General features: G+C 68.2%; 21 protein-coding genes. 12 read left to right on the top strand and 9 right to left on the bottom strand.

From position 1 onward, the window contains the following. Window positions 1-58: 58 nt before the first annotated feature. From IAE56_RS05160 to IAE56_RS05140, 5 genes are all read left to right on the top strand, one after another. Window positions 59-1,165 carry an AI-2E family transporter gene (locus IAE56_RS05160; protein ID WP_200751732.1) on the top strand — a complete coding sequence of 369 codons (1,107 nt, stop codon included), beginning with the start codon at window positions 59-61 and terminating at the stop codon, window positions 1,163-1,165. A gap of 31 nt (window positions 1,166-1,196) precedes the next feature. Further along, on the top strand, window positions 1,197-1,919 hold the full coding sequence (locus IAE56_RS05155) for an HAD family hydrolase (protein WP_164074173.1): 723 nt from the start codon (window positions 1,197-1,199) through the stop codon (window positions 1,917-1,919). A gap of 3 nt (window positions 1,920-1,922) precedes the next feature. Continuing rightward, window positions 1,923-3,290, top strand: a complete 1,368-nt coding sequence (locus IAE56_RS05150) for a M17 family metallopeptidase (RefSeq protein ID WP_164074174.1) — start codon at window positions 1,923-1,925, stop codon at window positions 3,288-3,290. Window positions 3,291-3,510: 220 nt separating this feature from the next. Beyond that, on the top strand, window positions 3,511-4,617 hold the full coding sequence (locus IAE56_RS05145; RefSeq protein ID WP_200751731.1) for a catalase family peroxidase: 1,107 nt from the start codon (window positions 3,511-3,513) through the stop codon (window positions 4,615-4,617). Then, window positions 4,614-5,150 (top strand): cytochrome b, encoded by a 537-nt coding sequence (locus IAE56_RS05140; RefSeq protein ID WP_200751730.1) that lies wholly within the window; start codon window positions 4,614-4,616, stop codon window positions 5,148-5,150. The genes IAE56_RS05145 and IAE56_RS05140 overlap by 4 nt, the downstream gene beginning before the upstream one ends. Window positions 5,151-5,257: 107 nt before the next feature. Here IAE56_RS05140 and IAE56_RS05135 read toward each other — a convergent pair whose 3' ends face one another. From IAE56_RS05135 to IAE56_RS05120, 4 genes are read right to left on the bottom strand one after another with little or no spacing between them, the layout of a single operon-like run. After that, entirely contained in the window at window positions 5,258-5,860 is a 603-nt protein-coding gene (locus IAE56_RS05135) for a response regulator transcription factor (protein ID WP_164073676.1), read from the bottom strand. Then, the gene (locus IAE56_RS05130) at window positions 5,857-7,071 is read right to left on the bottom strand and encodes a sensor histidine kinase (protein WP_200751729.1); all 1,215 of its coding nucleotides are present in this window, start codon (window positions 7,069-7,071) and stop codon (window positions 5,857-5,859) included. Before IAE56_RS05130 ends, IAE56_RS05135 begins: the two co-directional genes overlap by 4 nt. Before the next feature lie 6 nt (window positions 7,072-7,077). Next, complete coding sequence (locus tag IAE56_RS05125) at window positions 7,078-7,854, bottom strand: ABC transporter permease (protein ID WP_200751728.1); 777 nt, start codon at window positions 7,852-7,854, stop codon at window positions 7,078-7,080. Further along, a complete protein-coding gene (locus IAE56_RS05120; protein ID WP_200751727.1) occupies window positions 7,851-8,759 on the bottom strand; it encodes an ABC transporter ATP-binding protein in 909 nt (302 codons plus the stop codon). The genes IAE56_RS05125 and IAE56_RS05120 overlap by 4 nt, the downstream gene beginning before the upstream one ends. A 203-nt stretch (window positions 8,760-8,962) precedes the next feature. Here IAE56_RS05120 and IAE56_RS05115 point away from each other — a divergent pair, with 203 nt between their 5' ends. From IAE56_RS05115 to IAE56_RS05095, 5 genes are all read left to right on the top strand, one after another. Next, the gene (locus IAE56_RS05115; protein WP_200751726.1) at window positions 8,963-10,213 is read left to right on the top strand and encodes an efflux RND transporter periplasmic adaptor subunit; all 1,251 of its coding nucleotides are present in this window, start codon (window positions 8,963-8,965) and stop codon (window positions 10,211-10,213) included. A gap of 104 nt (window positions 10,214-10,317) precedes the next feature. Next, on the top strand, window positions 10,318-11,007 hold the full coding sequence (locus tag IAE56_RS05110; protein WP_049412548.1) for an ABC transporter ATP-binding protein: 690 nt from the start codon (window positions 10,318-10,320) through the stop codon (window positions 11,005-11,007). A gap of 14 nt (window positions 11,008-11,021) precedes the next feature. Beyond that, window positions 11,022-12,179 (top strand): FtsX-like permease family protein, encoded by a 1,158-nt coding sequence (locus IAE56_RS05105; protein WP_200751725.1) that lies wholly within the window; start codon window positions 11,022-11,024, stop codon window positions 12,177-12,179. 12 nt (window positions 12,180-12,191) lie between these two features. Continuing rightward, window positions 12,192-13,508 (top strand): ABC transporter permease, encoded by a 1,317-nt coding sequence (locus tag IAE56_RS05100; protein WP_108767443.1) that lies wholly within the window; start codon window positions 12,192-12,194, stop codon window positions 13,506-13,508. 430 nt (window positions 13,509-13,938) lie between these two features. After that, window positions 13,939-16,764 (top strand): TonB-dependent receptor, encoded by a 2,826-nt coding sequence (locus tag IAE56_RS05095; protein WP_200751724.1) that lies wholly within the window; start codon window positions 13,939-13,941, stop codon window positions 16,762-16,764. Window positions 16,765-16,920: 156 nt separating this feature from the next. Here IAE56_RS05095 and rarD read toward each other — a convergent pair whose 3' ends face one another. Both rarD and yedA read right to left on the bottom strand, forming a co-directional pair. After that, entirely contained in the window at window positions 16,921-17,847 is a 927-nt protein-coding gene (gene rarD / locus IAE56_RS05090; RefSeq protein ID WP_200751723.1) for an EamA family transporter RarD, read from the bottom strand. Continuing rightward, entirely contained in the window at window positions 17,844-18,749 is a 906-nt protein-coding gene (gene yedA, locus IAE56_RS05085; RefSeq protein ID WP_200751722.1) for a drug/metabolite exporter YedA, read from the bottom strand. The genes rarD and yedA overlap by 4 nt, the downstream gene beginning before the upstream one ends. Window positions 18,750-19,060: 311 nt before the next feature. Between yedA and IAE56_RS05080 the strand changes: the two genes are divergently transcribed. After that, window positions 19,061-20,395 (top strand): MFS transporter, encoded by a 1,335-nt coding sequence (locus IAE56_RS05080; protein WP_200751721.1) that lies wholly within the window; start codon window positions 19,061-19,063, stop codon window positions 20,393-20,395. Window positions 20,396-20,426: 31 nt separating this feature from the next. Then, window positions 20,427-20,762, top strand: a complete 336-nt coding sequence (locus IAE56_RS05075; RefSeq protein ID WP_234455894.1) for a hypothetical protein — start codon at window positions 20,427-20,429, stop codon at window positions 20,760-20,762. A 139-nt stretch (window positions 20,763-20,901) separates the two neighbouring features. Here the strand turns inward: IAE56_RS05075 and IAE56_RS05070 are convergent, their stop codons facing one another. From IAE56_RS05070 to IAE56_RS05060, 3 genes are all read right to left on the bottom strand, one after another. Further along, a complete protein-coding gene (locus IAE56_RS05070) occupies window positions 20,902-22,554 on the bottom strand; it encodes a M28 family metallopeptidase (RefSeq protein WP_200751755.1) in 1,653 nt (550 codons plus the stop codon). Between the two features lie 81 nt (window positions 22,555-22,635). Further along, window positions 22,636-23,568, bottom strand: coding sequence for an MBL fold metallo-hydrolase (locus IAE56_RS05065; protein WP_200751720.1), 933 nt, complete (start codon window positions 23,566-23,568; stop codon window positions 22,636-22,638). A 216-nt stretch (window positions 23,569-23,784) separates the two neighbouring features. Continuing rightward, entirely contained in the window at window positions 23,785-24,081 is a 297-nt protein-coding gene (locus IAE56_RS05060) for a hypothetical protein (RefSeq protein WP_200751719.1), read from the bottom strand. Between the last annotated feature and the right edge of the window lie 115 nt (window positions 24,082-24,196).

Below are 24,196 nucleotides of genomic sequence, written 5' to 3'. Positions count from 1 at the left end.
CCCGCCGCGTTGATCGCGGCGGGCGGATAATGGGCCTCCCTTCCCGGTCGGTGCGTCGATGAGCGAGTCCCTGCTGTCCCCTGTAGCCCCCGAACCGGAAAGCAAGACACCGCTGCCGCCGCCCTCGCGCCCGCGCGGGCCGATGTCGCTGGTGGTGCTGGCCACCCTGGCCGTTGCCTTCACCCTGTGGGCCGCGCAGGACATCATCCTGCCGGTGCTGCTGGCGATGTTCTTCGCCCTGGTCGGCAACCCGATCCTGCGCTTCCTGCGCCGGCTGTGGATCCCGCGCGCGATCGGTGCGCTGCTGATCCTCGGCACCGGCCTGGGGGTGACCGCCTCGCTCGGTGTGCAGCTGATCGGCCCGGCGATGGACTGGGCACAGGAAGCACCGCAGCAGCTGCGCAAGGTCGCCCGCCAGGTGCAGGACCTGACCAAGCCGGTGCAGCAGGCCAACCAGGCGGCGGAAAACTTCGCGCGCGTCGCCGGTGGCGAGAGCAGCCGCAGGATCCAGGTCATCCGCACGCAGCTGGACGACCCTTATCGTGTACTGACCCGGGCACCGAAGCTGGCCGCCTCGGTGCTGGCGGTGGTGCTGCTCACCCTGTTCTTCATGATCTATGGCGAGAGCCTGCAGCGCGCGGCCATCGCCCTGTTCCCCAACCGCCAGCAGCAGCGCTTCACCACCGACATCCTGCGTTCGATCGAACGCGAGGTCTCCCGTTACGTGCTCACCATCAGCGTCATCAACACGCTGGTGGGGCTGGTGTTTGCCGGCGTGCTGATGCTGCTCGGCATCGGCCTGCAGGAGGCGCTGCTGTGGGGCACGGTGGCCGCGCTGCTGAATTTCGCGCCGTACGTGGGCCCGCTGATCGGCGTGGCGACGATGCTGCTGATGGGCTTCGTCGAGTTCCGCGATCCGCTGCAGGCCCTGCTGCCGGCCGCCGCCTACCTGGGCCTGCATACGCTGGAAGGGCAGCTGGTGACCCCGATCGTACTGGGCCGGCAGATGAAGCTGTCGCCGCTGGTGCTGATCCTGGCCCTGATGGTGTTCGGCTGGGCGTGGGGCATGGTCGGCCTGCTGCTGTCGGTACCGCTGCTGGTCTGCATCAAGCTGGTGCTGGCGCGCCTGGAGGGCATGCAGGGCTGGGCGCGGCTGCTGGAATGAAAGCCCCGGCGGGCAGGCGTAGAATGGCCAGGTGAAATTTCCAGTCCAAGCCATCACCCTCGACCTCGACGACACGCTGTGGCCGTTCGCGCCGATCGGCGCCCGCATCGACGTGGTCCTGCACGAATGGATGTGCGAGCACAGCCCCGCCACCGCTGCCATGTACCCGGTGGCGGCGATGCGCGAACTGCGCGAGCGCTCCTTCCGCGACAACCCGCAGCTGCACTTCGACCTGAGCGCGCTGCGCCGGCTGACGATCCAGGAGGCACTGCAGAACAGCGGCGCCAGCCTGGACCTGCTGGAGCCGGCCTACGAAGTGTTCTATGCCGCGCGCAACCAGGTCGAATGCTACCCCGACGCACTGGAGGCCCTGGCGCGCATCGCCGCGCGGGTACCGGTGGCGGCGCTGAGCAACGGCAACGCCGACCTGGAACGGATCGGCCTGTCGCATCTTTTCGCCTTCCAGCTGGGCGCGCGCGAACATGGCGCGGCCAAGCCGGAGCCCAGCATCTTCCATGCCGCCTGCGACCGCCTGGGCGTGGCGCCGGCGCAGGTGCTGCACGTGGGCGACCATATCGAGATGGACGTGGCCGGGGCGATCACCGCCGGCCTGCGCGGCTGCTGGATCAACCGCGACGCTGCCACCTGGACCCATCCGCAGCTGCAGCCGGACCTGCAGTTCGACACCCTTACCGGCCTGGCCGACTGGTTGGACGCCAACCTCGATGCCGCCGACGAACACCGGAGTAACTGACGCATGAGCGAGATCACCGGCTTCACCGCCACCGCCACCGCCGCACTGCCGCTGCACGTGCTGGACCGCGAGCAGTACGCCAGCTGGAAGGCCGCGCAGCCGGCCGCCCAGCAGGCATGGCTGGACGCACAGGGCTTCACCGCCGCCGGCCACAGCGTGGCCCTGCTGCCGGGCGCGGACGGCCTGGCCGGTGCGGTGATCGGGGTCGGCGACCGTGCCGATGCGTACGCCTATGCGCATGCCCCGCACGCCCTGCCCGAAGGCAGCGTGTGGCAGCTGGCCACCGAGCTGCCGGCCGCCGAACAGGCGCTGCTGCAGCTGGGCTGGGGCCTGGGCAGCTACCGCTTCGACCGTTACCGCAAGCGCAACCGTGCACCGGCACAGCTGCTGGCCAGCCCGCCGGCGGAAGTGGCCGACCTGATCGCCGCCAGCCTGCGCGTGCGCGACTGGGTCAACACCCCGACCGAAGACATGGGCCCGCAGCAGCTGGAAGACGCCGCGCGTGCGCTGGCTGACGCCCACGGTGCGCAGGTCGAAGCGATCACCGGCGACGAACTGCTGAAGCAGAACTTCCCGGCCATCCACGCGGTGGGCCGTGCCTCGCACCGTGCACCGCGCCTGATCGTGTTGCGCTGGGGCAAGGACAGCGACCCGGCGCTGGCGCTGGTCGGCAAGGGCGTGTGCTTCGATACCGGCGGCCTGGACATCAAGCCGGCCGACGGCATGCGCAACATGAAGAAGGACATGGGCGGTGCCGCCCATGCGCTGGCCCTGGCCGGGCTGGTGATGGCCCAGCAGCTGCCGGTGCGCCTGACCCTGCTGATTTCGGCGGTGGAAAATGCAATCGGCCCCGATGCCTTCCGCCCGGGCGAGATCATCGCCACGCGCAAGGGACTGAGCGTCGAGATCGACAACACCGACGCCGAAGGCCGCCTGGTCCTGTGCGACGCGCTGACCTTCGCCGGCGAGCAGAAGCCCGACCTGGTGCTGGACTTCGCCACCCTGACCGGTGCCGCCCGCATTGCGCTGGGCCCGGACCTGCCGGCCCTGTTCAGCAACGACGACACCGTGGCCCAGCAGTGGCTGCAGGCCGGCGATGAAACCCGCGACCCGGTGTGGCGCATGCCGCTGTGGCGCCCGTACCTGCGTTACCTGAGCAGCGGCGTGGCCGACCTGGCCAATGCCGGCTCGCGCATGGCCGGCTCGGTGACCGCCGCGCTGTACCTGGAGCGTTTCCTGGAAAACGACCAGCGCTGGGCGCACCTGGACGTGTACGCCTGGAACGACGGCGAGCGCCCGGGCCGTCCGGCCGGTGGCGAAGCCCTGGCCCTGCGTTCGGCCTGGGCGATGCTGAAGGCGCGTTACGCCTGAGCCTGCGCGCTCCACGGTAGAGTCGACTGTCAGTCGACTATCGCGCGCAGCGCGGGATTCTCCACGGCCGATCGGAGAGCAGTCGACCAACGGTCGACTCTACCGCTGCCCCCGACGGGGCTGGCAAATCTGACGAAAAATTGAATTTCGGCCCCGGCCGGGTTCTGCGAGGATGTGCGGGTCGACCACCCACACGATCCGTGAAGGCAGGAACCCGACCATGTCGCTCTTCCGCTACACCCGCGCCGGCCAGACGCCCGGCGCACCGCGCACGCATTCCCCGTTGCCCTGGATCGCCCTGATCGCCCTGATCTTGGGCGGCGCGGCGCTGGCCTTCGCCTGGCTGGCCGGCTGGATCGGCAACCGCCTCACCGCGCAGCGCTTCACCGACACCATCGAAGCCACCGGCCCTGCCCATCCGGGCTTCCGCCGTGCGCACAGCAAGGGCATCTGCGTGAGCGGCTGGTTCGAACCCAGCGCGCAGGCGCCCACCCTGTCCAGCGCGCGGGTGTTCTCGCAGGCGCGCGTGCCGGTGATGGGCCGCCTGTCGATCGGTGGCGGCGACCCGTACGGCGCCGACAACACCGCGCGCGTGCGCAGCATGGCCGTGCAGATGGTCAGCGACGATGGCCAGGAATGGCGCATGGCGATGAACAGCTTCCCGTTCTTCGCCGTGCCCGACGCCGAGGCCGTCTACGAGCAGACCCGCGCCTCCATTCCCGACCCGGCCACCGGCAAGCCCGACCCGCAGAAGATGGCCGCCGTGCTGGCCAAATACCCCAGCGCGCAGGCCTTCCAGCAATGGGCGAAGACCGCGCCGTGGACCAGCAGCTGGGCCGATACCACCTACAACAGCGTCAACAGTTTCTGGTTCACCAACGCGCAGGGACAGAAGCGCGCGGTGCGCTGGCGCTGGCAGCCGCTGGCGCCGGTGGTGGAGATGGATGCGGAGACGCGCAAGCAGGCCAGCGTCGATTTCCTCAGCCAGGAACTGCAGCAGCGCCTGGCCAAGGGCCCGGTGCAGTGGAACCTGGTGGTCAGCACCGCCGCGCCCGGCGATGCCATCAACGATCCGTCGACGCCGTGGCCGGACTCGCGCGAGCAGGTGGTGGCCGGCGTGCTCAGCCTGGACCGCATGCAGCCGCAGGAGGAAGGCGCCTGCGGCCAGATCAACTTCGACCCGTTGATCCTGCCCAGCGGCGTGCGCGGCAGTGACGACCCGATCCTGGCCGCACGCTCGGCCGTGTACTCGCAGTCCTTCAACCGCCGCGAACGCGAACGCGCTGCCGGCAACGTCGAACAACCGAAGAAGGAGGCCGCACGATGAGTACCGGCAACGGCCACTTCAACCTGCTCGCGCGCATCCTGCACTGGACCATGGCGGTGATGATCCTGGCCATGCTGTTCGTCGGCGTGACCATGGTCGCCTCGCTGCACCTGCGGCCGATGCTGATCGACCTGCACCGCCCGCTGGGCATCGCCATCCTCGTGCTGATGCTGCTGCGGCTGTACAACCGCCTGCGCCACCGCCCGCCACCGCTGCCGGCCGACCTGCCGGCGTGGCAGGCGCTGGCGGCGAAGGCATCGCACTGGATGCTGTACGGGCTGATGCTGGCGATGCCGCTGATCGGCTGGGCGATGCTGTCGGCCGGCGGCTACCCGATCACCCTGTGGGGCGGCCTGCACCTGCCGCCGATCGTGCCGCACACCCCGGCGCTGTATGCCGCCCTGCGCAACGCGCACAGCCTGCTGGCGTATGTGTTGTTCGCCACGGTGCTGATGCACGTGGGCGCGGCGCTGTTCCACCTGTGGGTGCGCCGCGATGGCGTGTTCCAGGCGATGGCGCGCGGGAAGAATTGAGCAGGGCCTCGGATCGGTAGCGCCGGGCCACGCCCGGCGGATCGTTTCGTCGCACGTGCAGGCAAAGGTCAAAGGCGGCCGCTTCGCTCGCCGGGCATGGCCCGGCGCTACAACCAGCCCTTCTGCCGCGCCAGCCGGTACGCCTCGATGCGGTTGGCCACGCCCAGCTTGCCGATGCACTCGGACAGGTAATTGCGCACCGTGCCGTGCGACAGCCCCAGCTGCTCGGCGATCTCGCTGGCCGTGCGGCCCTCGCCTGCCAGGCGCAGCACGCGGCGCTCGCGATCGGTCAGTGGATCGGCCTGCGACCACGCGTCCATCGCCAGCTGCGGGTCGATCGCGCGGATGCCCTGCTGCACCTTGCGCAGCGCTTCGGCCAGGTTCTCCGCCGGCGCATCCTTCAACAGATAACCCAGCACCCCCGCTTCCAGCGCGCGGCGCAGGAAACCGGCGCGGGCGAAGGTGGTCACGATGACGACCTTGATCGGCAGTTCGTGGCGGGCGATGCGCTGGGCCAGCTCGAGACCGGTCAGGCCGGGCATCTCGATGTCGGTCACCAGGATGTCCGGCTGCAGCTGCTGCAGCATGCGCCAGGCGGTTTCGCCGTCGGCGGCACTGCCCAGCACCTCGATGTCCGGCTCCAGGCCCAGCAGCGCCGACAGCGCGCCGCGCACCATGGCCTGGTCCTCGGCCAGCAGGATGCGGATCATGCCGCACCGTCCTGTGCCAGCGAGGCCGGCGGGACCGGCGTGGTGGCCGCTGCCAGCGGCACGCGCACGCTCAACACGGTGCCCTCGCCCCTGCCCGACTGCAGCTGCAGCTGGCCACCCAGCGCGGCCACGCGCTCGCGCATGCCGCACAGGCCATTGCCTTCGGCCTGCAGGCCGCCCCGTCCGTCATCGCGTATCTGCATCACCAGCTGCCGTCCTTCCTGCATGAATTCCACCCGCGCCTGGGTCGCCTGCGCATGGCGCACGATATTGGTGGCCGCCTCGCGCAGCACCAGGGCCAAGCCGCGCTCCACCTCCACCGGCATCGGTGGCGGCACCGTGTAGTGCAGGTGCACCTGCTGGCATTCCAGCAGCAGCCGCGCCGAGGCCAGCTCGCCGGCCAGATCGCTGGCGCGGATGCCGGTGACCGCGCTGCGCACCTGCGCCAGTGCCTCGCGGGCGATGGCCTCGGCCTCGCCGATCTCCTGCCGCGCACGCGCGTCATCGCGGTCGTACAGCTTGCGCGCCAGTTCCAGCTTCAACGTGATCAGCGACAGCGTGTGGCCGAGCAGATCGTGCAGGTCGCGGCCGATGCGCTCGCGCTCGGCGGTGGTCGCCAGCCGCCGCACTTCCTCCTGCGACAGCTGCAGGGCCACGTCGCGCTGCTGGCTCAACGCCTCCACGTTCACCACCAGGCCGACGATGAAGGACACCGCCGGCATCCACACCAGCGCCTGCCATGGGTAGCCGAAGTACAGCGCGGCCGAGCAGAACACGATGTTCAACCCGGTCAGCTGCAGCAGGTACATCCACCAGCCGCTGCGCCCGCTCATGCGCATCAGCACGCAGCCGAACACGAAGTAGCTCAGGCCGGACGGGTACCAGGGCAGCAGCACCAGCGACAGCGCGACCATCGCCAGTGCATAGCGCGGGCCGTGGTGGCGCGGCGCCAGCATCACCCGTGCATACAGGAACAGGAACAGCGGATAGCTGGCCAGGGTGAGGAACAACCAGCGCAGGGTGAAGCCATTGCCCAGCGCGGGCGTCAGGAAGATCCACACCGACCACAGCAGGTGGATCGCCCCGCTCCACGGTGATTTGCCGCGCCGCAACTGGTCGGCCACGGCCGAATCCGGCGCGGGGCGCAGCAGGGAGGCAAGCCAGCTCGACGACACGGGCGGATCCAGGCGGGGACGTTCGCTGCCGATCATGCCAGTTCAGCCGACCCGGCGCAGGCGGCGACGCGCCAGCAGCAATGCCACCACGGTCACGCCCAGCAGCACCAGCAGATGCCCGGCGAGGCTGCCTGCCGCGGGCAGCCCGACCACCGGCAACGCCAGCTGCGCCAGGTGCCAGGTCGGCCACAGCGGCGCCATCGTCGAGAACAGCTTCGGCAGCGCCGACAGCGGCAGCCACAGGCCCGAGAGCAGGGCCAGCGGCAGGTACACCAGGTTGACCATCGCCGGTGCCGCGCTGGCACTGACATGGCTGCCGATCAGCAGGCCGATGGCGCACAGCGGCGGGGCCGCCAGCGCGGCCACGGCCAGCAGCTGCAGGATCTGCTGCACCTGCAGATGCACGCCACCCAGGGTACTGGCCGCGGTGACCAGCAGGCCGGCCACCAGCAGCGCGAACATCACCGCCATCGCCAGCCGTGCCAGCAACGGTGCCGCCGCCGGCATCGGCAGCGCGCGCTTCAGGGTCAGCAGGCCGCCTTCGCGGTCCAGTGCCAGCTGCACGCCGAAGCCGAACAGGGCCGGCGCCATCGCGCCGAACACGCAGTAGGTAGCCAGCAGATACAGCGGCGCGTGGCCACGCCCCAGCAGCACGCCGAACAACAGGTAGAACAGCACCGGGAACAGCAGCGACGGCACCGCGAAGGCCGGCGTGCGCCAGGCCCGGCGCAGCTCGGCCTGCAGCTCGGCGATGTAGGGGCGCAGGGCGGCACGCATGGACGCGCGCGGCGCAGCGAGGGTACGGGTCACGGTGTTCATGCGGCCTCCCGGGTCATGTCGAGGAAGGCGTCGGCCAGTGCCGCGCCCTGTACTTCCAGTTCCTGCAGCTGCGCATCGGCAGCCAGCAGGCGCGCCACCACCGGTTCGGCCGGGCTGGCCAGCAGCTGCAGGTGCGCACCGTCGCGCTGCACCTGCTGCACGCCCGGCCAGTGCTGCACGTCTTCCACCGCCACGCTGCTGCGGCAGCGGATGCGCCGCGGCCGGTCGGCCAGGCGCAGCTCGGCCAGCGGCGCATCGGCCAGCACGCGGCCCTGTTCCAGCACCACCACCTGCTGCGCCAGCGCTTCGGCTTCCTCCAGGTAGTGGGTGGTCAGCAGCACGCCGCAGCCTTCGGCCACCAGCTGCCGGATCGCCTGCCACATCACCTGCCGCGCCTGGATGTCCAGGCCGGTGGTGGGCTCATCCAGGAACAGCACGCGCGGGCGCCCACACAGCGCGATGGCGAACTGCACCGTGCGCTGCTGGCCACCGGACAGCTGCCCATAGCGGCGGCGGGCCAGCTCCTGCAGGCCGGCGCGCTGCAGGACCTCGGCCAGCGGCATCGGATCGGGATAGCAGGCGCTGGCCTGCGCCACCAGTTCATCCACCTGCAGCATCGGCGGCAGGCTGGTGCTCTGCAGCATCACGCCCAGCCCCACGCGGCTGGCGCGCTGCTGCGGATCACCACCAAGCAGTTCGACCTGCCCGGCATCGGCGCGGCGCAGGCCCAGCAGCACGCTGATCGCGGTACTCTTGCCAGCACCGTTGCGGCCCAGCAGGGCCAGGACCTGGCCGGCACGCACCTGCAGGTCGATGCCCTGCAGGGCGGCATGGCCGGCGTAATGCACCTGCACCTGGTGCAGGCGGGCCAGCGGGGCCGTAGTGGGAGATGCGGTCGGATCCATGGGTGCGGTACCGGTAGCGGGGACGTTGCCATCCTGTGCCGCCCCGGTCACGTTTCGCAGTGGCCGCCGTCAGCTACATCGGGTGACAGCTGTCACTGCCATCCTGCCCCGTGCCACCTGCATGCTGTGCCACACGCTTTGCCACCGGAACCGCTGCTGTCGCCCTTCCGGCCACTCCGCCCGAACGCCTGTGATGGAACGCAATGAACGCTTCTGCCGAGCTGTTGAAGGAACTCCGTATCGACCGCAAGAGCCCGCCGCCGTCCTCCGGGGATGGCCCGGGCGGCCGCCGCTGGCTGTGGATCGCGCTGATGGTGATCGTGCTGCTGTTGGCCGGCGGTGCCTTCTTCCTGTTCGGCCGCGAGCCGACGGTGGAGGTGGAAACCGCACCGGCAGTAGCGATCCAGCAGGGCAATGCCAGCAGCTCGGTACTCGATGCCAGCGGCTACGTGGTGGCCCGGCGCATGGCCACGGTGTCGGCCAAGATCACCGGCAAGGTGCGCGAAGTGATGATCGAGGAAGGCATGCGGGTAGAGGCCGGCCAGGTCATGGCCACGCTGGACCCGATCGATGCCGATGCACAGCGCAGCCTCTCCGCCTCGCAGGTGCAGGCCGCACGTGCACAGGTGGCCGGCCTGCAGGCGCAGCAGCGCCAGGCCGCCGCCGAAGCCAGCCGCCTGCAGGCGCTGGTCGGCCAGCAGCTGGTCTCGCGTTCGCAGTACGACCAGGCCGTGGCCCAGCGTGACAGCCTCCGCGCACAGCTCGATACCGCGCAGCGCAACGTCAAGGTGGCCAGCGACCAGCTCGCCATCGCCGACCTCGGCGTGGACAACAACATCGTGCGCGCGCCGTTCTCCGGCGTGGTCACCGCCAAGGCCGCGCAGCCGGGCGAGATCGTCTCGCCGCTGTCGGCCGGTGGCGGCTTCACCCGTACCGGCATCGGCACCATCGTCGACATGGAGTCGCTGGAGATCGAGGTGGAAGTGGGCGAAGCCTTCATCGGCCGCGTGCAGCCGAAGATGCCGGTGGAAGCCACGCTCAACGCCTACCCGGACTGGAAGATCCCCGGCGAGGTGATCGCCATCATCCCCACCGCCGACCGCGGCAAGGCCACGGTGAAGGTGCGCGTGGCGCTGAAGGTGAAGGACCCGCGCATCGTGCCGGAGATGGGCGTGCGGGTCAGTTTCCTGGAACAGGCGCAGCCGCAGGCCACCGCCAGCAAGCCGCAGGGCGTGCGCGTGCCGGCCACGGCGGTGGTCGAGCGCGACGGTGCCAGCGTGGCCTTCGTGCTGGGCGATGCCGACCGCGTGCAGCAGCGCGCCGTGCAGGCCGGCCAGGCGATGGGCAAGGACCGCCAGCTGCTGAAGGGCGTGAGTGCGGGTGAAAGCGTGGTGGTCAGCCCACCGGACACCCTGCGCGATGGCGCCAGGGTTCGACTGAAACAAGCGCAGTAACGGCCTGGCGCCCGCGTGGCGCCGCCGGCAGCACCGTTCGATGCATGCCCTCCGGCCCGTGGCCGGCGCGCGTTCCCGTGTCCCACCCTTCGTGGAGAACCCCGATGTCGACCCTGGTTTCACTGCGCAACATCACCAAGACCTACCAACGCGGCCCGGAAAAAGTGCAGGTGCTGCATGGCATCGACCTGGACATCGCCAGCGGCGACTTCGTCGCGCTGATGGGCCCGTCCGGTTCGGGCAAGACCACCCTGCTCAACCTGATCGGCGGCCTGGACAACCCCAGTGGCGGCGAGATCAGCATCGAAGGCGAGCGCATCGACCAGATGAGCGGCGGCCAGCTCTCGACCTGGCGCAGCCACCACGTCGGCTTCGTGTTCCAGTTCTACAACCTGATGCCGATGCTGACCGCGCAGAAGAACGTGGAGCTGCCGCTGCTGCTGACCCACCTCAGCGCCGCACAGCGCAGGCGCAATGCCGAGATCGCGCTGACCCTGGTCGGCCTGGCCGACCGCCGCAGCCACCGCCCCAACGAACTGTCCGGCGGCCAGCAGCAGCGCGTGGCGATTGCCCGAGCCATCGTCTCCGACCCGACCTTCCTGATCTGCGACGAACCGACCGGCGACCTCGACCGGCAGTCGGCCGAGGAGATCCTGGGCCTGCTGCAGCAGCTCAACCGCGAACACGGCAAGACCATCATCATGGTCACCCATGACCCGAAGGCCGCCGAGTACGCTACCCACACGGTGCACCTGGACAAGGGCGAGCTGGCCGACGCCCCGCTGGCCCACTGACGGAGGCCCCGGCGATGAAATACTTTTCCCTGGTCTGGGCCCAGCTGTTCCGCAGCCGCACCCGGACCCTGCTGACCCTGCTTTCAGTGGTCGCGGCGTTCCTGCTGTTCGGCATGCTCGATTCGGTACGCGTGGCGTTCAACTCCGGCGGCAGCGTGGAAGGTGCCAACCGCCTGGTCACCGCCTCGCGCCTGTCGATCACCCAGTCGCTGCCGATCCGCCTGGAAACGCAGATCCGCCAGGTCGACGGCGTGCGCGACGTGGCCTATGGCATGTGGTTCGGCGGCATCTACCAGGACCCGAAGAACTTCTTCCCGAACTTCTCGGTGTCGCCCAACTACTTCGACGTCTACCGCGAACTGCAGATCGACCCGGCGCAGCTGGAAGACTGGAAGCAGACCCGCAGCGGCGCCATCGTCGGCGAGACCCTGGCCAACCAGTTCGGCTGGAAGATCGGCGACACCATTCCGCTGCAGGCCACGATCTTCCCGCGCGGCGGCAGCAATGACTGGCCGCTGGAACTGAAAGGCATCTTCCGCTCGAAGGACCGCGCGCAGGCAAGCAACGAAGAACGCCAGCTGATGATGAACTGGAAATACTTCGACGAATCCAACGATTACATCAAGAACCAGGTGAGCTGGTACACGATCACCCTGGACAACCCCGACCATGCCTCGCGGGTCGCGCAGGCCATCGATGCGATCTCGGCCAACTCCGACCACGAGACCAAGACCCAGACCGAATCGGCGTTCCAGCAGGCCTTCGTCAAGCAGTTCGCGGATATCGGCATGATCGTCACCTCGATCATGGGCGCGGTGTTCTTCACCCTGCTGCTGCTGACCGGCAACACCATGGCGCAAGCCGTGCGCGAGCGCATTCCCGAGCTGGCCACGCTGAAGACGCTGGGCTTCAAGGACAGCACCGTGCTGACGCTGGTGATGGTCGAGTCGGTGCTGCTGATCGGCCTCGGCGGCCTGATCGGCATGGGCCTGGCCGCGCTGGTGCTGCCGGCGATCGCACCGAAGAGCATGGGCATGCTGCCACCGCACGTACCCACCCCCACCTGGCTGGTGGGCATCGGCCTGATCGTGGTGATCGGCGTCGTGGTCGGGCTGCTGCCCGCGCTGCGCGCCAAGCGCCTGAAGATCGTCGATGCGCTGGCCGGCCGCTGAGGAGGATTCCCGATGAACAGGATCAAGAAGTGGTTGGGCAATGCACTGACCGTGCTGCTGCTGGCGGTGGGCCTGGTGCTGTGGATCGGCCTGCCGTGGGTCGGTGTGCTGGCCGTGGCGGTGCTGGTGGCGCTGTGGCTGCTGCTGACCCGCAGCGGGCGACTGGCGCTGGCGGCCACCCGTATCGGCATCGCCAGCCTGCCGCAGCGCTGGGGCGCCTCCTCGGTGATCGTGGTCGGCATTGCCGGCGTGGTCGGCGTGCTGGTGGCGATGCTGGCCATGGGCGAGGGCTTCCAGGCCACGCTCAACAACACCGGCGATGACACCACCGCCATCGTGCTGCGTGGCGGTTCGCAGGCCGAGACCAATTCGGTCATCACCCGCGAGCAGGTGCCAATGCTGTCCACCCTGCCCGGCATCAGCCGCGATAGCGAAGGCCGGCCGCTGCTGTCACCGGAGCTGTCACAGGTGGTGAACCTCGTGTCCAAGGCCGACGGTACCGACGTCAACGCGCAGTTCCGCGGCGTCGGCCCACAGGCGTGGGCGGTGCATGACAAGGTGAAGATCGTGCAGGGGCGCAAGTTCGGCACCGGCCTGCGCGAGATCGTGGTCGGCCAGGGCGCGCAGGGACAGTTCCGCGATCTGGACGTCGGCAAGACACTGACCCTGGGCAACCAAGCCTGGACCGTGGTCGGCGTGTTCGCCTCGGGTGATGCGCACGATTCGGAAATGTGGACCGATGCCGATACGCTGGCCACCACCTACCAGCGCAGTGCGTGGCAGTCGATCAGCGTGCGCACCGATGGCAAGCCTGGCTTCGAACAGTTCAAGGCGGCCGTGGCGGCCGATCCGCGCCTGAAGCTGGACGTCGAAACCACGCGCGCGTACTACAGCAAGCAGGGCGGTGGCCTGACCAAGCTGATCGACATCCTTGGAAAGGTGATCGGCACGATCATGGCGGTGGGCGCGGTGTTCGGGGCGCTCAACACGATGTACGCCGCAGTCGCGACGCGTGCACGCGAGATCGCCACCATGCGCGCGATCGGGTTCCGCGGCCTGCCGGTGGTGACCGCAGTGATGCTGGAAACCATGCTGCTGGCCTTGCTGGGCGGATTGCTGGGCTGTGCGGTGGCCTGGCTGCTGTTCAACGGTTACAGCGTGTCCACCATCGGCAGCAATTTCAGCGCGGTGGTGTTCAAGTTCCATGTGTCGCCGGAGCTGCTGTGGAATGGCCTGAAGTGGGCGCTGGGCATCGGCCTGGTCGGTGGCCTGTTCCCGGCACTGCGCGCCGCGCGCCTGCCGATCACTACGGCGTTGCGCGAGACCTGACCAACGCGCCGGTGTGTGGAGTGATGGATCTGGAGGGCGAAGCGAAGGCTTCGCCCTTTTTTTGTGGGCACGTCATCCACGCATGGCGTGGATCTACTGATGTGACGTCATCCACGCATGGCGTGGATCTACTGATGTGGCGTCATCCACGCACGGCGTGGATGAACGTTCGCACACTCCGTGCATTACAGATCGCGCGACTGCCGCCGTTATCGGTGCCTCTGCGCATCGGAAACACCTCGCGCGTGACGCTGCGCACAGCACCCCTGTGGATTGTTGGTTGCGATTCATGTTCGGCGCGATGTAACACGCAGGGACAAACAGTTACGAATGAAAACACTCTAGAATCCCGCCCCCCACGTTGGTTTGCAGTACCCCACGCGCCCATAGAACGGGCGCATGTTTTTTTCTGAAACACGAGATTTCACGGATGTCCCTGAAGACCACCCCGCTGCGCAACGCGATCGTCATCGCGCTGGCCGCCAGCTGCACCACCCCCGCCTTCGCACAGGATGCGGGCGACAACACCACCAACCTCGACCGCATCGAAATCACCGGCTCGCGCATCCGCCAGGCCAGTGTCGAGACCGCCCAGCCGGTGGTCGCGCTCAACCGCGCCGAGATCGAGAAGAAGGGCTACGTCAACGTCGCCGACATCCTGCAGGACGTGACCGCTGCCGGTTCGCCGAGCATGAGCCGCGCTTCGTCGCTGACCTCCTCGCGCGACTTCGGTGGCATGTATGTCAGCCTGCGCAACCTGGGCCCGGAACGCAGCCTGGTGCTGATCGACGGCCGCCGCATGGGCGTCAGCGCCGGTGGCTATTCCGACCTCGCTTCGATTCCCTCGGCCATCGTCGAGCGCGTGGAAGTGCTGACCGACGGTGCGTCGGCACTGTACGGCTCGGACGCCATCGCCGGTGTGGTCAACATCATCACCCGCAAGAATTTCGACGGTGGCGAAGCCAGCGTCTACGTCGGCCAGTACGGCGAAGGTGACGGCCAGAAGCGCTCCTACAGCGCCACCTTCGGCAAGACCTTCGACCGCGGCTGGTTCAGCGTGGGTGCCGAGCGCACCAAGGAAGACGAAGTGATGGGCGGCGCGCGTGAGTTCACCCGCTACGTCAACGGCCCGCGTCATCCGAACGATGGCCTCAACGGCACCACGCCGTGGGGCAGCGTCACCGTCGGCGGCAAGCCGGTGACCGTCGGCCCGGGCGGCGACCCGACCGATGCAGCCAACTTCCACACGCTGAACCCGGCCGATGGTGCCAACACCAAGACCAACATGAGCCTGCTGACCGGCCTGGAGCGCACTTCGGTGTTCGCCAACGGTGGCTTCTCAATCACCGACAACCTGCGCATCGTCGCCGATGCCCTGTACAGCAAGCGCGAATCGAGCAAGCACCTGGCCGGTTACCCGTACTCGGTGACTGCCGCACAGGCGCGCAGCGGCACCCGCGCCGCCCTGTCCAAGGACAGCGCATTCAACCTGTGGGGCCAGGACGTGCTGTTCTCGCACCGCACCGAAGAAATGCTGCGTGGCACCGAGAACAACATGGAGACCAAGCGCGGCAGCCTGGGTCTGGAAGGCAGCTTCGACACCGGTTCGCGCTACTGGGACTGGAACGTCAACTACACCTACAACCGCAATGAAGGCGAGCGCATCGGCACGGGCAGCATGTACCAGCCCAACGTCAACCAGGCCGTCGGCCCGTCCTTCATCAAGGATGGCGTGGCGTACTGCGGCACGCCGGATGCGGTGATTGCCGGCTGCGTGCCGTGGAATCCGGCCGCGCCGATGGGCTACACCGGCCCGGGCTCGCTGAGCAACCAGGACGTGCAGGACTACCTGTTCGCCCGCTTCGTGGACAAGAGCCAGACCACCACCAAGGTGGCCAGCGCCAACATCTCCGGCTCGCTGTTCACCCTGCCGGCCGGCGACGTGCTGACCGCGATGGGCTTCGAGCACCGTACCGAAGAAGCACGCTACACCCCGGACCTGATGGTGCAGAACGGCCAGATCGCCGGCACCAGCGGCAAGCCGACCCAGGGCGACTACTCGCTGAGCGAGGTCTACCTGGAACTGCAGGTGCCGCTGCTGGCCGACATGGCGTTCGCCCGTGAGCTGTCGCTGGATGTTGCCGGTCGTTACTCGGATTACAACAACTTCGGTTCGACCACCAACAGCAAGTTCGGCGTGAAGTGGAAGCCGATCGACAGCCTGCTGGTGCGCGCCACCTACGGCACCGGCTTCCGTGCGCCGACCGTGGACGATCTGTACGGCGGCACCGTCAGCAGCCGTGACTCGTTCACCGACCCGTGCGATACCTCGTTCGGCACCGCCGCCACCAGCGCCGCGGTTGCCGCACGCTGCAAGGCCCTGAACGTGCCGGCCAACTTCCGCCAGCTCAACAGCGACGGCAGCGTGGCCAGCAAGCCGGGCCAGCAGGCCACCACCGATTTCAACTCGGGTTCCAACCCGGAGCTGAAGCCGGAAACCGCCAAGACCTGGACCGTCGGCCTGGTCTACAGCCCGGACTTCGTGCAGGGCTTGGACGTCAGCCTGGACTGGTGGAAGATCCGCATCGACAACGCCATCGTCGGCGAGTCGGCCACCAGCATCCTGGAACAGTGCTACGTGCAGGGTTCGGACGCGGCCTGCGGTCGCTTCACCCGCGGCAGCAACGGCCAGGTCAACGCGCTGGACCGCTCGCTGGTCAACGCCGGCTACCGCGAGACCGCCGGCTATGACATCAGCGCGCGCTACCGCCTGCCGGAAACCACGTTCGGCAAGTTCGCCGTCACCTGGAACACCACCTACACCGATTACCTGGAACAGCGTAACGACAACGCCGTCACCACGCCGGTGGAACAGCTGACCAGCTGGGGCGGCAACTTCCGCGTGCGCTCGACCTTCAACCTGGACTGGCAGTACGGCAACCTGGGCATCGGCTGGACCGCGCGTTACTACTCCAGCATGAAGGAGAAGTGCTCCTACATGGATGAGTGCAACCTGCCGGACTTCAGCTCGGCCTACACCGATGCCTCGCCGACCAACAAGGTGGGCTCGAACACCTTCCACGACCTGCAGGTGCGTTACAGCCTGCCGTGGAATGGCACCGTGTCGCTGGGCCTGAACAACGTGTTCGACCACCAGGGTCCGGTGATGTACAGCCAGCCGAACAGCAGCTTCGTCTACTACGGCGGCTTCGACATCGGTCGTTTCATGTACATGAAGTACCAGCAGCGCTTCTAAGCCTGCACCCGCGTTCCCGTTCCGGCCAACTCTCTCCTGGCCGGAGATGGAAGCAGAACGGCGCCCCTCGGGGCGCCGTTCTTTTTTTCCGGAACCGAGGTCGGATCCCTTCGCAACGCGAAGGGCTCTGACCCCTTTCTCAGCTCAGCCCGGGGGTCAGAGCCCACCGCGTTGCGGAGGGATCCGACCCCTCGCCGCCCGCATCGCCCGCACGTTCTCGCCGACGAACAACACCAGCCCGGCCCAGATCACCGCAAAGCCAATCGCCTTGCCGGTGTCGAACGCCTCGTGGAAGAAGAACACGCCCAGCAGCAGCTGCAGGCTCGGTGCGATGTACTGCAGGATGCCGACCAGCGACAGCGGAATGCGCTTCACCCCGTAGGCGAAGCCGATCAGCGGCACTGCAGTGACCACGCCACCGAACACCAGCAGCAGATCGTTGCGCCAGCCCCAGCCGTGGAAGAACGCGCCGCCATGACCGTTCTCGGCCCACACCGCAAACGCCAGCGCGGGCAGGAACAGGTACAGGCTCTCCACGCCCAGCCCGGCCACCGGATCGACCGACACCAGCTTGCGCAGCAGCCCGTACAGGCCGAACGAACACGCCAGGCCCAGCGCGATCCACGGCGGCGTGCCGGCATCGATGGTCAGCCAGGCCACGCCCACCGCGGCCATCGCCACCGCGATCCACTGCACGCGGCGCAGGCGCTCCTTCAGTACCAGCACGCCCAGCAACACATTCACCAGCGGGTTGATGAAGTAGCCCAGGCTGGTTTCGATCACATGCCCGGCGTTGACCGCCCAGATGTACAGGCCCCAGTTGAAGGCAATGGTCAGGCTGGATACCGCCAGGATCGGCAGCGCGCGCGGCTGCGCGGCGATCTTCCGCCACCAGCCCAGGCGCGCGGTCAGCAGCAGCCACGCCACCACCAGCACCGTGGACCAGATGATGCGGTGGGCAATGATCTGGAACGACGGCACCTCGTTGAGCAGATGCCAGTACACCGGCACCAGCCCCCACAGCACGAAGGTGGACGCGGTAACCCATAGACCGCGGCGTTGTTCCTGTTCGTCCATGCTCACTTCTTCCAGGTCCTTGCCATGGTCAGCACCACCACGCCCAGCAGGATGACCGCCATCGCGAGGAAATCGCGCCAGCCGAACTGCTCGCCATTCAGTGCCGCGCCCAGCAGCACCGCGATGACCGGATTGACGTAGGCGTAGCTGCCGGCCAGCGCCGGGCGCACGTTGTGCAGCAGCCAGACATAGGCGGTGAACGCCACGATGGAACCGAACACGCACAGGTAGGCCATGGCCAGCAGGCCGCCCGTGTCGGGCAGCGTAGTCGGGCGCTCGCCCACCGCCAGGCCGATCAGCACCAGCAGCACGCCACCGCAGATCATCTGCCCGGCAGCGGTCATGAACGGACCGGGCAGATCCAGGCCGCGCGCCCACACCGAACCGAATGCCCAGCCGACCGGTGCGATCAGGAGCAGCACCAGCCCGGTGGGCGACGCCGTGAGGCTGCTGCCCGCATTGAGCCAGACCACGCCGATGAAACCGACCGCGATGCCCAGCCATTCGCCGCGGCTGGCGTGCTGGCCGCGAAACGCGGAGAACAGCGCCATCCACAACGGCACCGAGGCCACTGCCGTTGCGGCCAACCCGGAAGACACTTCGCGCTCGGCCAGCACCACCATGCCATTGCCCAGCACCAGCATGGTCACGCCCATGATGACCAGGTTGCGCCACTGCCGCAGGCTCGGCCGCGGCATCTTCCAGAACAGGCGCAGGGCCAGGTACATCAGGCCGCCGGCGATGATGAAGCGGCTGCCGGAGACCATGGTGAGCGGCAGCGCGCCGCCGTGCAGGGCCTTGGCGATGCCCAGGTAGGTCGAGCCCCAGACCACGTAGACCAGCAGCAGGGCCAGCGCGACAAGGCCACCCCGGGGGGCAGCCGCAGAAGCAACAGGGGAAGCCGACATGACGCACCAGCAGGCAGGGGAAAAGGGATTCTAGAAGGTTCGGGTGACGGAGCAACCCCGCTTCCGGCAGTCGCGCAGGCCTTGCAGGACTTTACTGAACTCGCAGCGCACGACATCGCGTACGACGATCTAGCTATGGTCCCCCCTGCGGGCCGCTGTCACCCTGTGCGGTCCCCATGCCCTGCCCGCCCTCCGGCACCCGGCGTTGACGTGGGATGCAGTAACTAGGAGGCTGGCTGGCAGCGCCCCACGCGCGCCCCTGGCACCGATCTTTCCCGCATGGAAGCACCGCATCGAGGATCCTCACCCAGATGAGCACCACGTCCCAACCTGCTGTCCCCAGCACCGACGGCGCCGCGCTGCGCCGCTCGATCTCCAATACCCTCAAAGGCTCCGCCGGCAACCTGGTGGAGTGGTATGACGTCTACGTGTACTCGGTGTTCGCCGTGTACTTCGAGTCGCAGTTCTTCTCGCCCGAAGACAAGAACTCCACCATGTACGTGTGGGCGATCTTCGCCGCCACGTTCCTGATGCGCCCGATCGGCGCCTGGTTCTTCGGCCGCTTCGCCGACCGCCATGGCCGTCGCCTGGCGCTCACCGTGTCGGTCACCCTGATGGCCGTCTGCTCCTTCCTCATCGCGATCACGCCCACCGCGGCCAGCATCGGCATCTGGGCGGCGATCATCCTGCTGTTCGCACGCCTGCTGCAGGGCTTCGCCACCGGCGGCGAGTACGGCGCCAGCGCCACCTACATGTCCGAGGCCGCCATTCCCGGCCGCCGTGGCTTCCTGTCCTCGTTCCACTACGTCACCCTGGTCGGCGGCCACGTGCTGGCGCAGCTCACCCTGTTCCTGATGCTGAACTTCTGGGGCAAGCCGGAAATCTCCGAGTTCGGCTGGCGCATCGCGTTCGGCATCGGTGGCATCGCCGCGGTCGTGGTGTTCTGGCTGCGCCGGGGCATGGACGAGACGATGGAAGAATCGTCGATCGAGGCCGCGCGCGAAGGCAAGGCGAAGAAGTCCGGTTCGATGTACGAGCTGATCGTGCACCAGTGGCGCCCGCTGCTGCTGTGCTTCCTGATCACCGCCGGCGGCACGATTGCCTTCTACACCTACTCGGTGAACGGCCCGAAGATGATCCAGAGCGCGTTTGCCGCCGATGATCCGATGACCGCCACCCTGGTCAACCTGGGCGTGCTGACGTTCCTGATGGTGCTGCAGCCGGTCGGTGGCTGGCTGTCGGACATCATCGGCCGCAAGAGCCTGCTGGTGTTCTTCGGCGCCGGCGGCGTGCTGTACAGCTGGTACCTGATCACCCAGCTGCCGCACCAGCACGATGCCACCCTCGCCTTCCTCACCCTGGCGCTAGCCTTTGTCATCCTCACCGGTTACACGTCCATCAACGCCGTGGTGAAGGCCGAACTGTTCCCCACCCACATCCGTGCACTGGGCGTGGGCCTGGGCTATGCGCTGGCCAACTCGCTGTTCGGTGGTACCGCCCCGCTGCTGTACCAGGGCGCGCTGAAGACCGGCCACGTCGACTGGTTCGCCATCTACGTCACCGCCACGATCGCGGTATCGTTGGTGGTCTATGTCTTCTTCCTCACCAACAAGGGCCCGAACTGGCTCGACGGCACCCGCAAGTAAGGGCGTCGTACTGATCGCAGCCACCGGTGCAATGCCGGTGGCTGCAGCGTCTCCGGCGTCGCCGCTGATGTGGATCGCGGCGGCGCTTGCCGCAGCCACGGCACTGGCCTGGCTGCTGCGCCGCCCCAGCGCGCAGGCCACATGGCCGCGCATCGGCTTCGGGGTGGCCTTGCTGGTGTTCTCTGCCGCATTGGTGCTGCAGCTGGCGGTCGACCTGGGCAGTGGCCACAGCTCGATGGCGATGAGTACCCACCCGCGCGGCGGGCAACTGCACCCGATGGGCATGCGCACGATGGTGGTGTGCTATCTGGCCGTGCTCGCCGCCAGTGGCTGGGGCGCGTGGGCGCTGCTGCGCCGGCGCCGATGAGCGCGGCTGGGTAGAGTCGACTGTTAGTCGACTGCTCTCCCTAACGAGGCATGAAACCCGCGCTTCGCGCATAGTCGACTAACAGTCGACTCTACCTCCGTCGTCGCACCGGATTGCCGGCCAGCGGCCGGCACTACCCTCAACGGCGGGCGGCGTCGCTCTTCTCGCGGGCGCCGTGGAATTCCGACTCCTTCTCCCACTGCGGCCAGCGGCGGCTGTTGGCCAGCTCGGCGCCCAGGTCGTAGACCAGCAGGGTATCGGCGGCATGGCCGGCCGGGTCCCAGCTCGGGGTCCAGGCGTCGCAGGCCTGGTGGTAGCAGTCGGCGAAGTACTTCTCGCGCAGCGCGCGGCCAGCCTCGACGCCGCCGTCCAGCTTGTCCAGGCCCGGGCCGATGGTGATGGCCGGCACGCCCAGGCGGGCGAAGGCGAAGTGATCAGCGCGGTAGAAGAAGCCCGCTTCCAGGTTCGGGTCGGGGCTGTAGCTGCGGCCGCGGGCCTTGGCCACGCGCTCCAGGTCGCCTTCCAGCGACACCCGGCCCTTGCCCCACGAGGCGATGTCACGGGTCGCGCCATCCGGGCTGAACATTTCGATGTTCAGCACCGCGGCGGTCTTTTCCAGCGGCGCCAGCGGGTGTGCGGCGTAGTAGCTGGCACCCAGCAGGCCCTTCTCTTCGGCCGTCAGGGCGACGAAGTACAGGCTGCGCTGCGGCTGCGGGCCGGCAGCAAACACGCGGCCCAGTTCCAGTACGGTGGCCACGCCGGTCGCGTTGTCGATGGCGCCATGGCGGATGCGGTCACCCTTGGCGTCGGGCTGGCCGATACCGAAGGCATCCCAGTGCGCGGAGAAGATCACGGCCTCATCGCCATGCTCGCCGCCGGGCAGCTTGGCCACCACGTTGCGGGTCACCACCGGCTCGCGCTTGATCGCGAAATCCACGCTCAGCTTCGCGTTGTCCAGCACCACCGGACGGAAGTCGGCCTGCATGGCCTTGCGCTTCTCGGCGTCGAAATCCAGGCCGGCGTCGGCGAAGATCGCCTCGGCCAGCTCGCGCTGCATCCAGCCACGCAGCGGCGTGTGCTGGGCCATCGCTTCGGCCTGGCCGCGCTCGATGTCGAACAGCGGCGAGGTGCCCGAGCTCTTCACCGTGGCCCAGCCGTAGGCGGCCGGCGCGGTCTCGTGCACGATCAGGACACCCTCGGCACCGCGGCGCGCGGCTTCCTCGAACTTGTAGGTCCAGCGGCCGTAGTAGGTCACCGCCTTGCCGTCGAACGCACCCGGCGCATCGGCTTCGAAGTCGGCGTCGTTGATCAGCACCACGGCAATCTTGCCGTGCAGATCCACGTCCTTGTAATCGTTCCAGTGGCGTTCCGGTGCGTCGATGCCATAGCCGACGAACACCAGCGGTGCGTTGTTGATCTGCACGCGCTTGCGCGGCTGCAGGCTCTGCAGGGTCACGTCCACGCCATTGGCCAGCGTGCGCTTGCCCTTCTTCAGCTGCAGGCTGGCCTTGGCCGGGCCGTCCAGCTGCGCGCGCACCAGCGGCACCTTCTGCACCCAGCTGCCATCGGGGCCGCCGGGCTGCAGGCCGTAGCTGCGGAACTGCTCGATCAGATACTGCACGGTGCGCTCTTCGCCCTCGCTGGCCGGTGCGCGGCCTTCGAATTCGTCGGACGCCAGCACCTGCACGTGACGCGACAGTGCCTGCGGATCGATGCCGCCACCGGGCAGGTCGTTGGCCGCATGGGCCAGGCCCCCGACGAAGAGGCAGGACGACAGCAGCAACACACGCATCGGATTCACGGCAATACCACGGCAGGAAGGGGAGTCACCAGAGTGTAACGTGGTCGTGACACCGCCGCGCAGGCCTACGGGTCAGCGGGATGCGCGGTCCAGCCAGCAGGCCAGGCCCTGCGCGTTCAGCTCGATGTCCATCGCCAGCACCTCGGCTACCGCGGCCTGATCCAGCGCGCAGCCATGCTGCTGCGCACGCTCCAGGTACAGCGCCTGCAGCGCGGCCAGCAGGCAACGGTGGCGGTCCGGGCGCCCATCGCACTGGCGGCCGATCGTCGCCATCGCATCGATCTGCTCGAACAGGTCGTCGGCCAGTTTCTGCACCTGCTGCACGCGACCATAGTGAGTGAGGTACATCGCCTGCGGGCCATAGCCCAGCATGCGCTGGATCGACACCTTCATCGCCTCCGGATCGAACTGCACCGGTGAGGACGTGGGGAAGATGAAGGCACCCTGCGCGCTGTCCAGCTCGCGGTAGGAGATGCCGAAGGTATCGCCGGTGAACCAGCTGCGGCTGCGCGCATCCCACACGCAGTAGTGATGCAGCGCATGCCCCGGCGTGTGCAGCAACAGCAGTTCACGGCCGGCCAGGTCGATGCGGTGACCATCTTCAGCCACCACCACGCGGGCCTCGGGAATCGCTTCGATGCGGCCATAGCTGCGTGCGATTTCCTCGGCGCCGTAGACCGCCGTGGCACCGGCAATCAGCCGGGTCGGGTCGATCATGTGCGGCGCGCCGCGCGGGTGCAGCACGGCCTTTGCGTTGGGCAGCTGCTGCATCAGCAGGCCGGCGCCACCGGCATGGTCCAGGTGCACGTGGGTCAGCAGCAGCCAGTCCACCGCCTCCACGCCCAGCCCGGCATCGGCCAGCGCCTGCAGCATGGCCGGTACGGACAGGCCGGTGCCGCAATCGACGAAGGCCGCACGGCCGTTCTCGACGATGAGGTAGGCAGCGTCGAAGTCGGGACGCTGAAAACCGGTATCGATGGTGTGGATGCTGGGATCGGCGGTCATCGGCACGCACCTGGCAGGATCAGGAACAGACCCCCATGGTAGGCGCGGGCGTGGGGCCGGTTCGATGCGGCTTTGGTCGGGTAGTGCCGGCCGCTGGCCGGTTCGTGGCCGGTTCGTGGCCGGATCGGCGGCGGTAGAGTCGACTGTCAGTCGACTTCGCGCGCAGCGCGCGATTTGGCGATGCCCGACAGGAGAGCAGTCGACCAACGGTCGACTCTACCGTTGCAGCCAGCGCGGCCGCAGCAGCAGGGCCAGCACCAGCACCGCCAGGAACGCCCCATAGGCGTACAGCACCGCCAGCACCTGCGGCCAGATCGGGCCGGCGCCGGGCTGCACCCGACCGATGTGGTAGCCCCACAGCATCGAGCCGATGCTCAGGGCGAAGGCCAGCGCCAGGGTGGTGGTATCGAACAGGCGCCGCCGCGCAGTGCGCGGCTGGCGCGGAAACAGCCAGTACAGGCTGCCCAGCAACAGGAACCAGGGCAGGAACAGCAGCAGCGACAACCAGGCCATCGCAGACTCCATGTCATCGCGCCGGGGGCGCGTGGGCATCATGCCATGGGTGCAATGCCGTGGTCGTGGGGGGGGGGGGGGGGGGGGGGGGGGGGGGGGGGGGGGGGGGGGGGGG

Origin of the sequence: Stenotrophomonas sp. S41 (genome assembly GCF_016624625.1) — a bacterium.
GTDB lineage: Bacteria > Pseudomonadota > Gammaproteobacteria > Xanthomonadales > Xanthomonadaceae > Stenotrophomonas.
This window is presented reverse-complemented; position numbering and strand designations above follow the sequence as displayed.

Coding starts and splice junctions, on each gene's coding strand:
- IAE56_RS05160 (WP_200751732.1), top strand. CDS start 59: ATGAGCGAGTCCCTGCTGTCCCCTGTAGCCCCCGAACCGGAAAGCAAG.
- IAE56_RS05150 (WP_164074174.1), top strand. CDS start 1,923: ATGAGCGAGATCACCGGCTTCACCGCCACCGCCACCGCCGCACTGCCG.
- IAE56_RS05145 (WP_200751731.1), top strand. CDS start 3,511: ATGTCGCTCTTCCGCTACACCCGCGCCGGCCAGACGCCCGGCGCACCG.
- IAE56_RS05140 (WP_200751730.1), top strand. CDS start 4,614: ATGAGTACCGGCAACGGCCACTTCAACCTGCTCGCGCGCATCCTGCAC.
- IAE56_RS05135 (WP_164073676.1), bottom strand. CDS start 5,860: ATGATCCGCATCCTGCTGGCCGAGGACCAGGCCATGGTGCGCGGCGCG.
- IAE56_RS05130 (WP_200751729.1), bottom strand. CDS start 7,071: ATGATCGGCAGCGAACGTCCCCGCCTGGATCCGCCCGTGTCGTCGAGC.
- IAE56_RS05125 (WP_200751728.1), bottom strand. CDS start 7,854: ATGAACACCGTGACCCGTACCCTCGCTGCGCCGCGCGCGTCCATGCGT.
- IAE56_RS05120 (WP_200751727.1), bottom strand. CDS start 8,759: ATGGATCCGACCGCATCTCCCACTACGGCCCCGCTGGCCCGCCTGCAC.
- IAE56_RS05115 (WP_200751726.1), top strand. CDS start 8,963: ATGAACGCTTCTGCCGAGCTGTTGAAGGAACTCCGTATCGACCGCAAG.
- IAE56_RS05110 (WP_049412548.1), top strand. CDS start 10,318: ATGTCGACCCTGGTTTCACTGCGCAACATCACCAAGACCTACCAACGC.
- IAE56_RS05105 (WP_200751725.1), top strand. CDS start 11,022: ATGAAATACTTTTCCCTGGTCTGGGCCCAGCTGTTCCGCAGCCGCACC.
- IAE56_RS05100 (WP_108767443.1), top strand. CDS start 12,192: ATGAACAGGATCAAGAAGTGGTTGGGCAATGCACTGACCGTGCTGCTG.
- IAE56_RS05095 (WP_200751724.1), top strand. CDS start 13,939: ATGTCCCTGAAGACCACCCCGCTGCGCAACGCGATCGTCATCGCGCTG.
- yedA (WP_200751722.1), bottom strand. CDS start 18,749: ATGTCGGCTTCCCCTGTTGCTTCTGCGGCTGCCCCCCGGGGTGGCCTT.
- IAE56_RS05080 (WP_200751721.1), top strand. CDS start 19,061: ATGAGCACCACGTCCCAACCTGCTGTCCCCAGCACCGACGGCGCCGCG.
- IAE56_RS05075 (WP_234455894.1), top strand. CDS start 20,427: ATGCCGGTGGCTGCAGCGTCTCCGGCGTCGCCGCTGATGTGGATCGCG.
- IAE56_RS05070 (WP_200751755.1), bottom strand. CDS start 22,554: ATGCGTGTGTTGCTGCTGTCGTCCTGCCTCTTCGTCGGGGGCCTGGCC.
- IAE56_RS05065 (WP_200751720.1), bottom strand. CDS start 23,568: ATGACCGCCGATCCCAGCATCCACACCATCGATACCGGTTTTCAGCGT.
- IAE56_RS05060 (WP_200751719.1), bottom strand. CDS start 24,081: ATGGCCTGGTTGTCGCTGCTGCTGTTCCTGCCCTGGTTCCTGTTGCTG.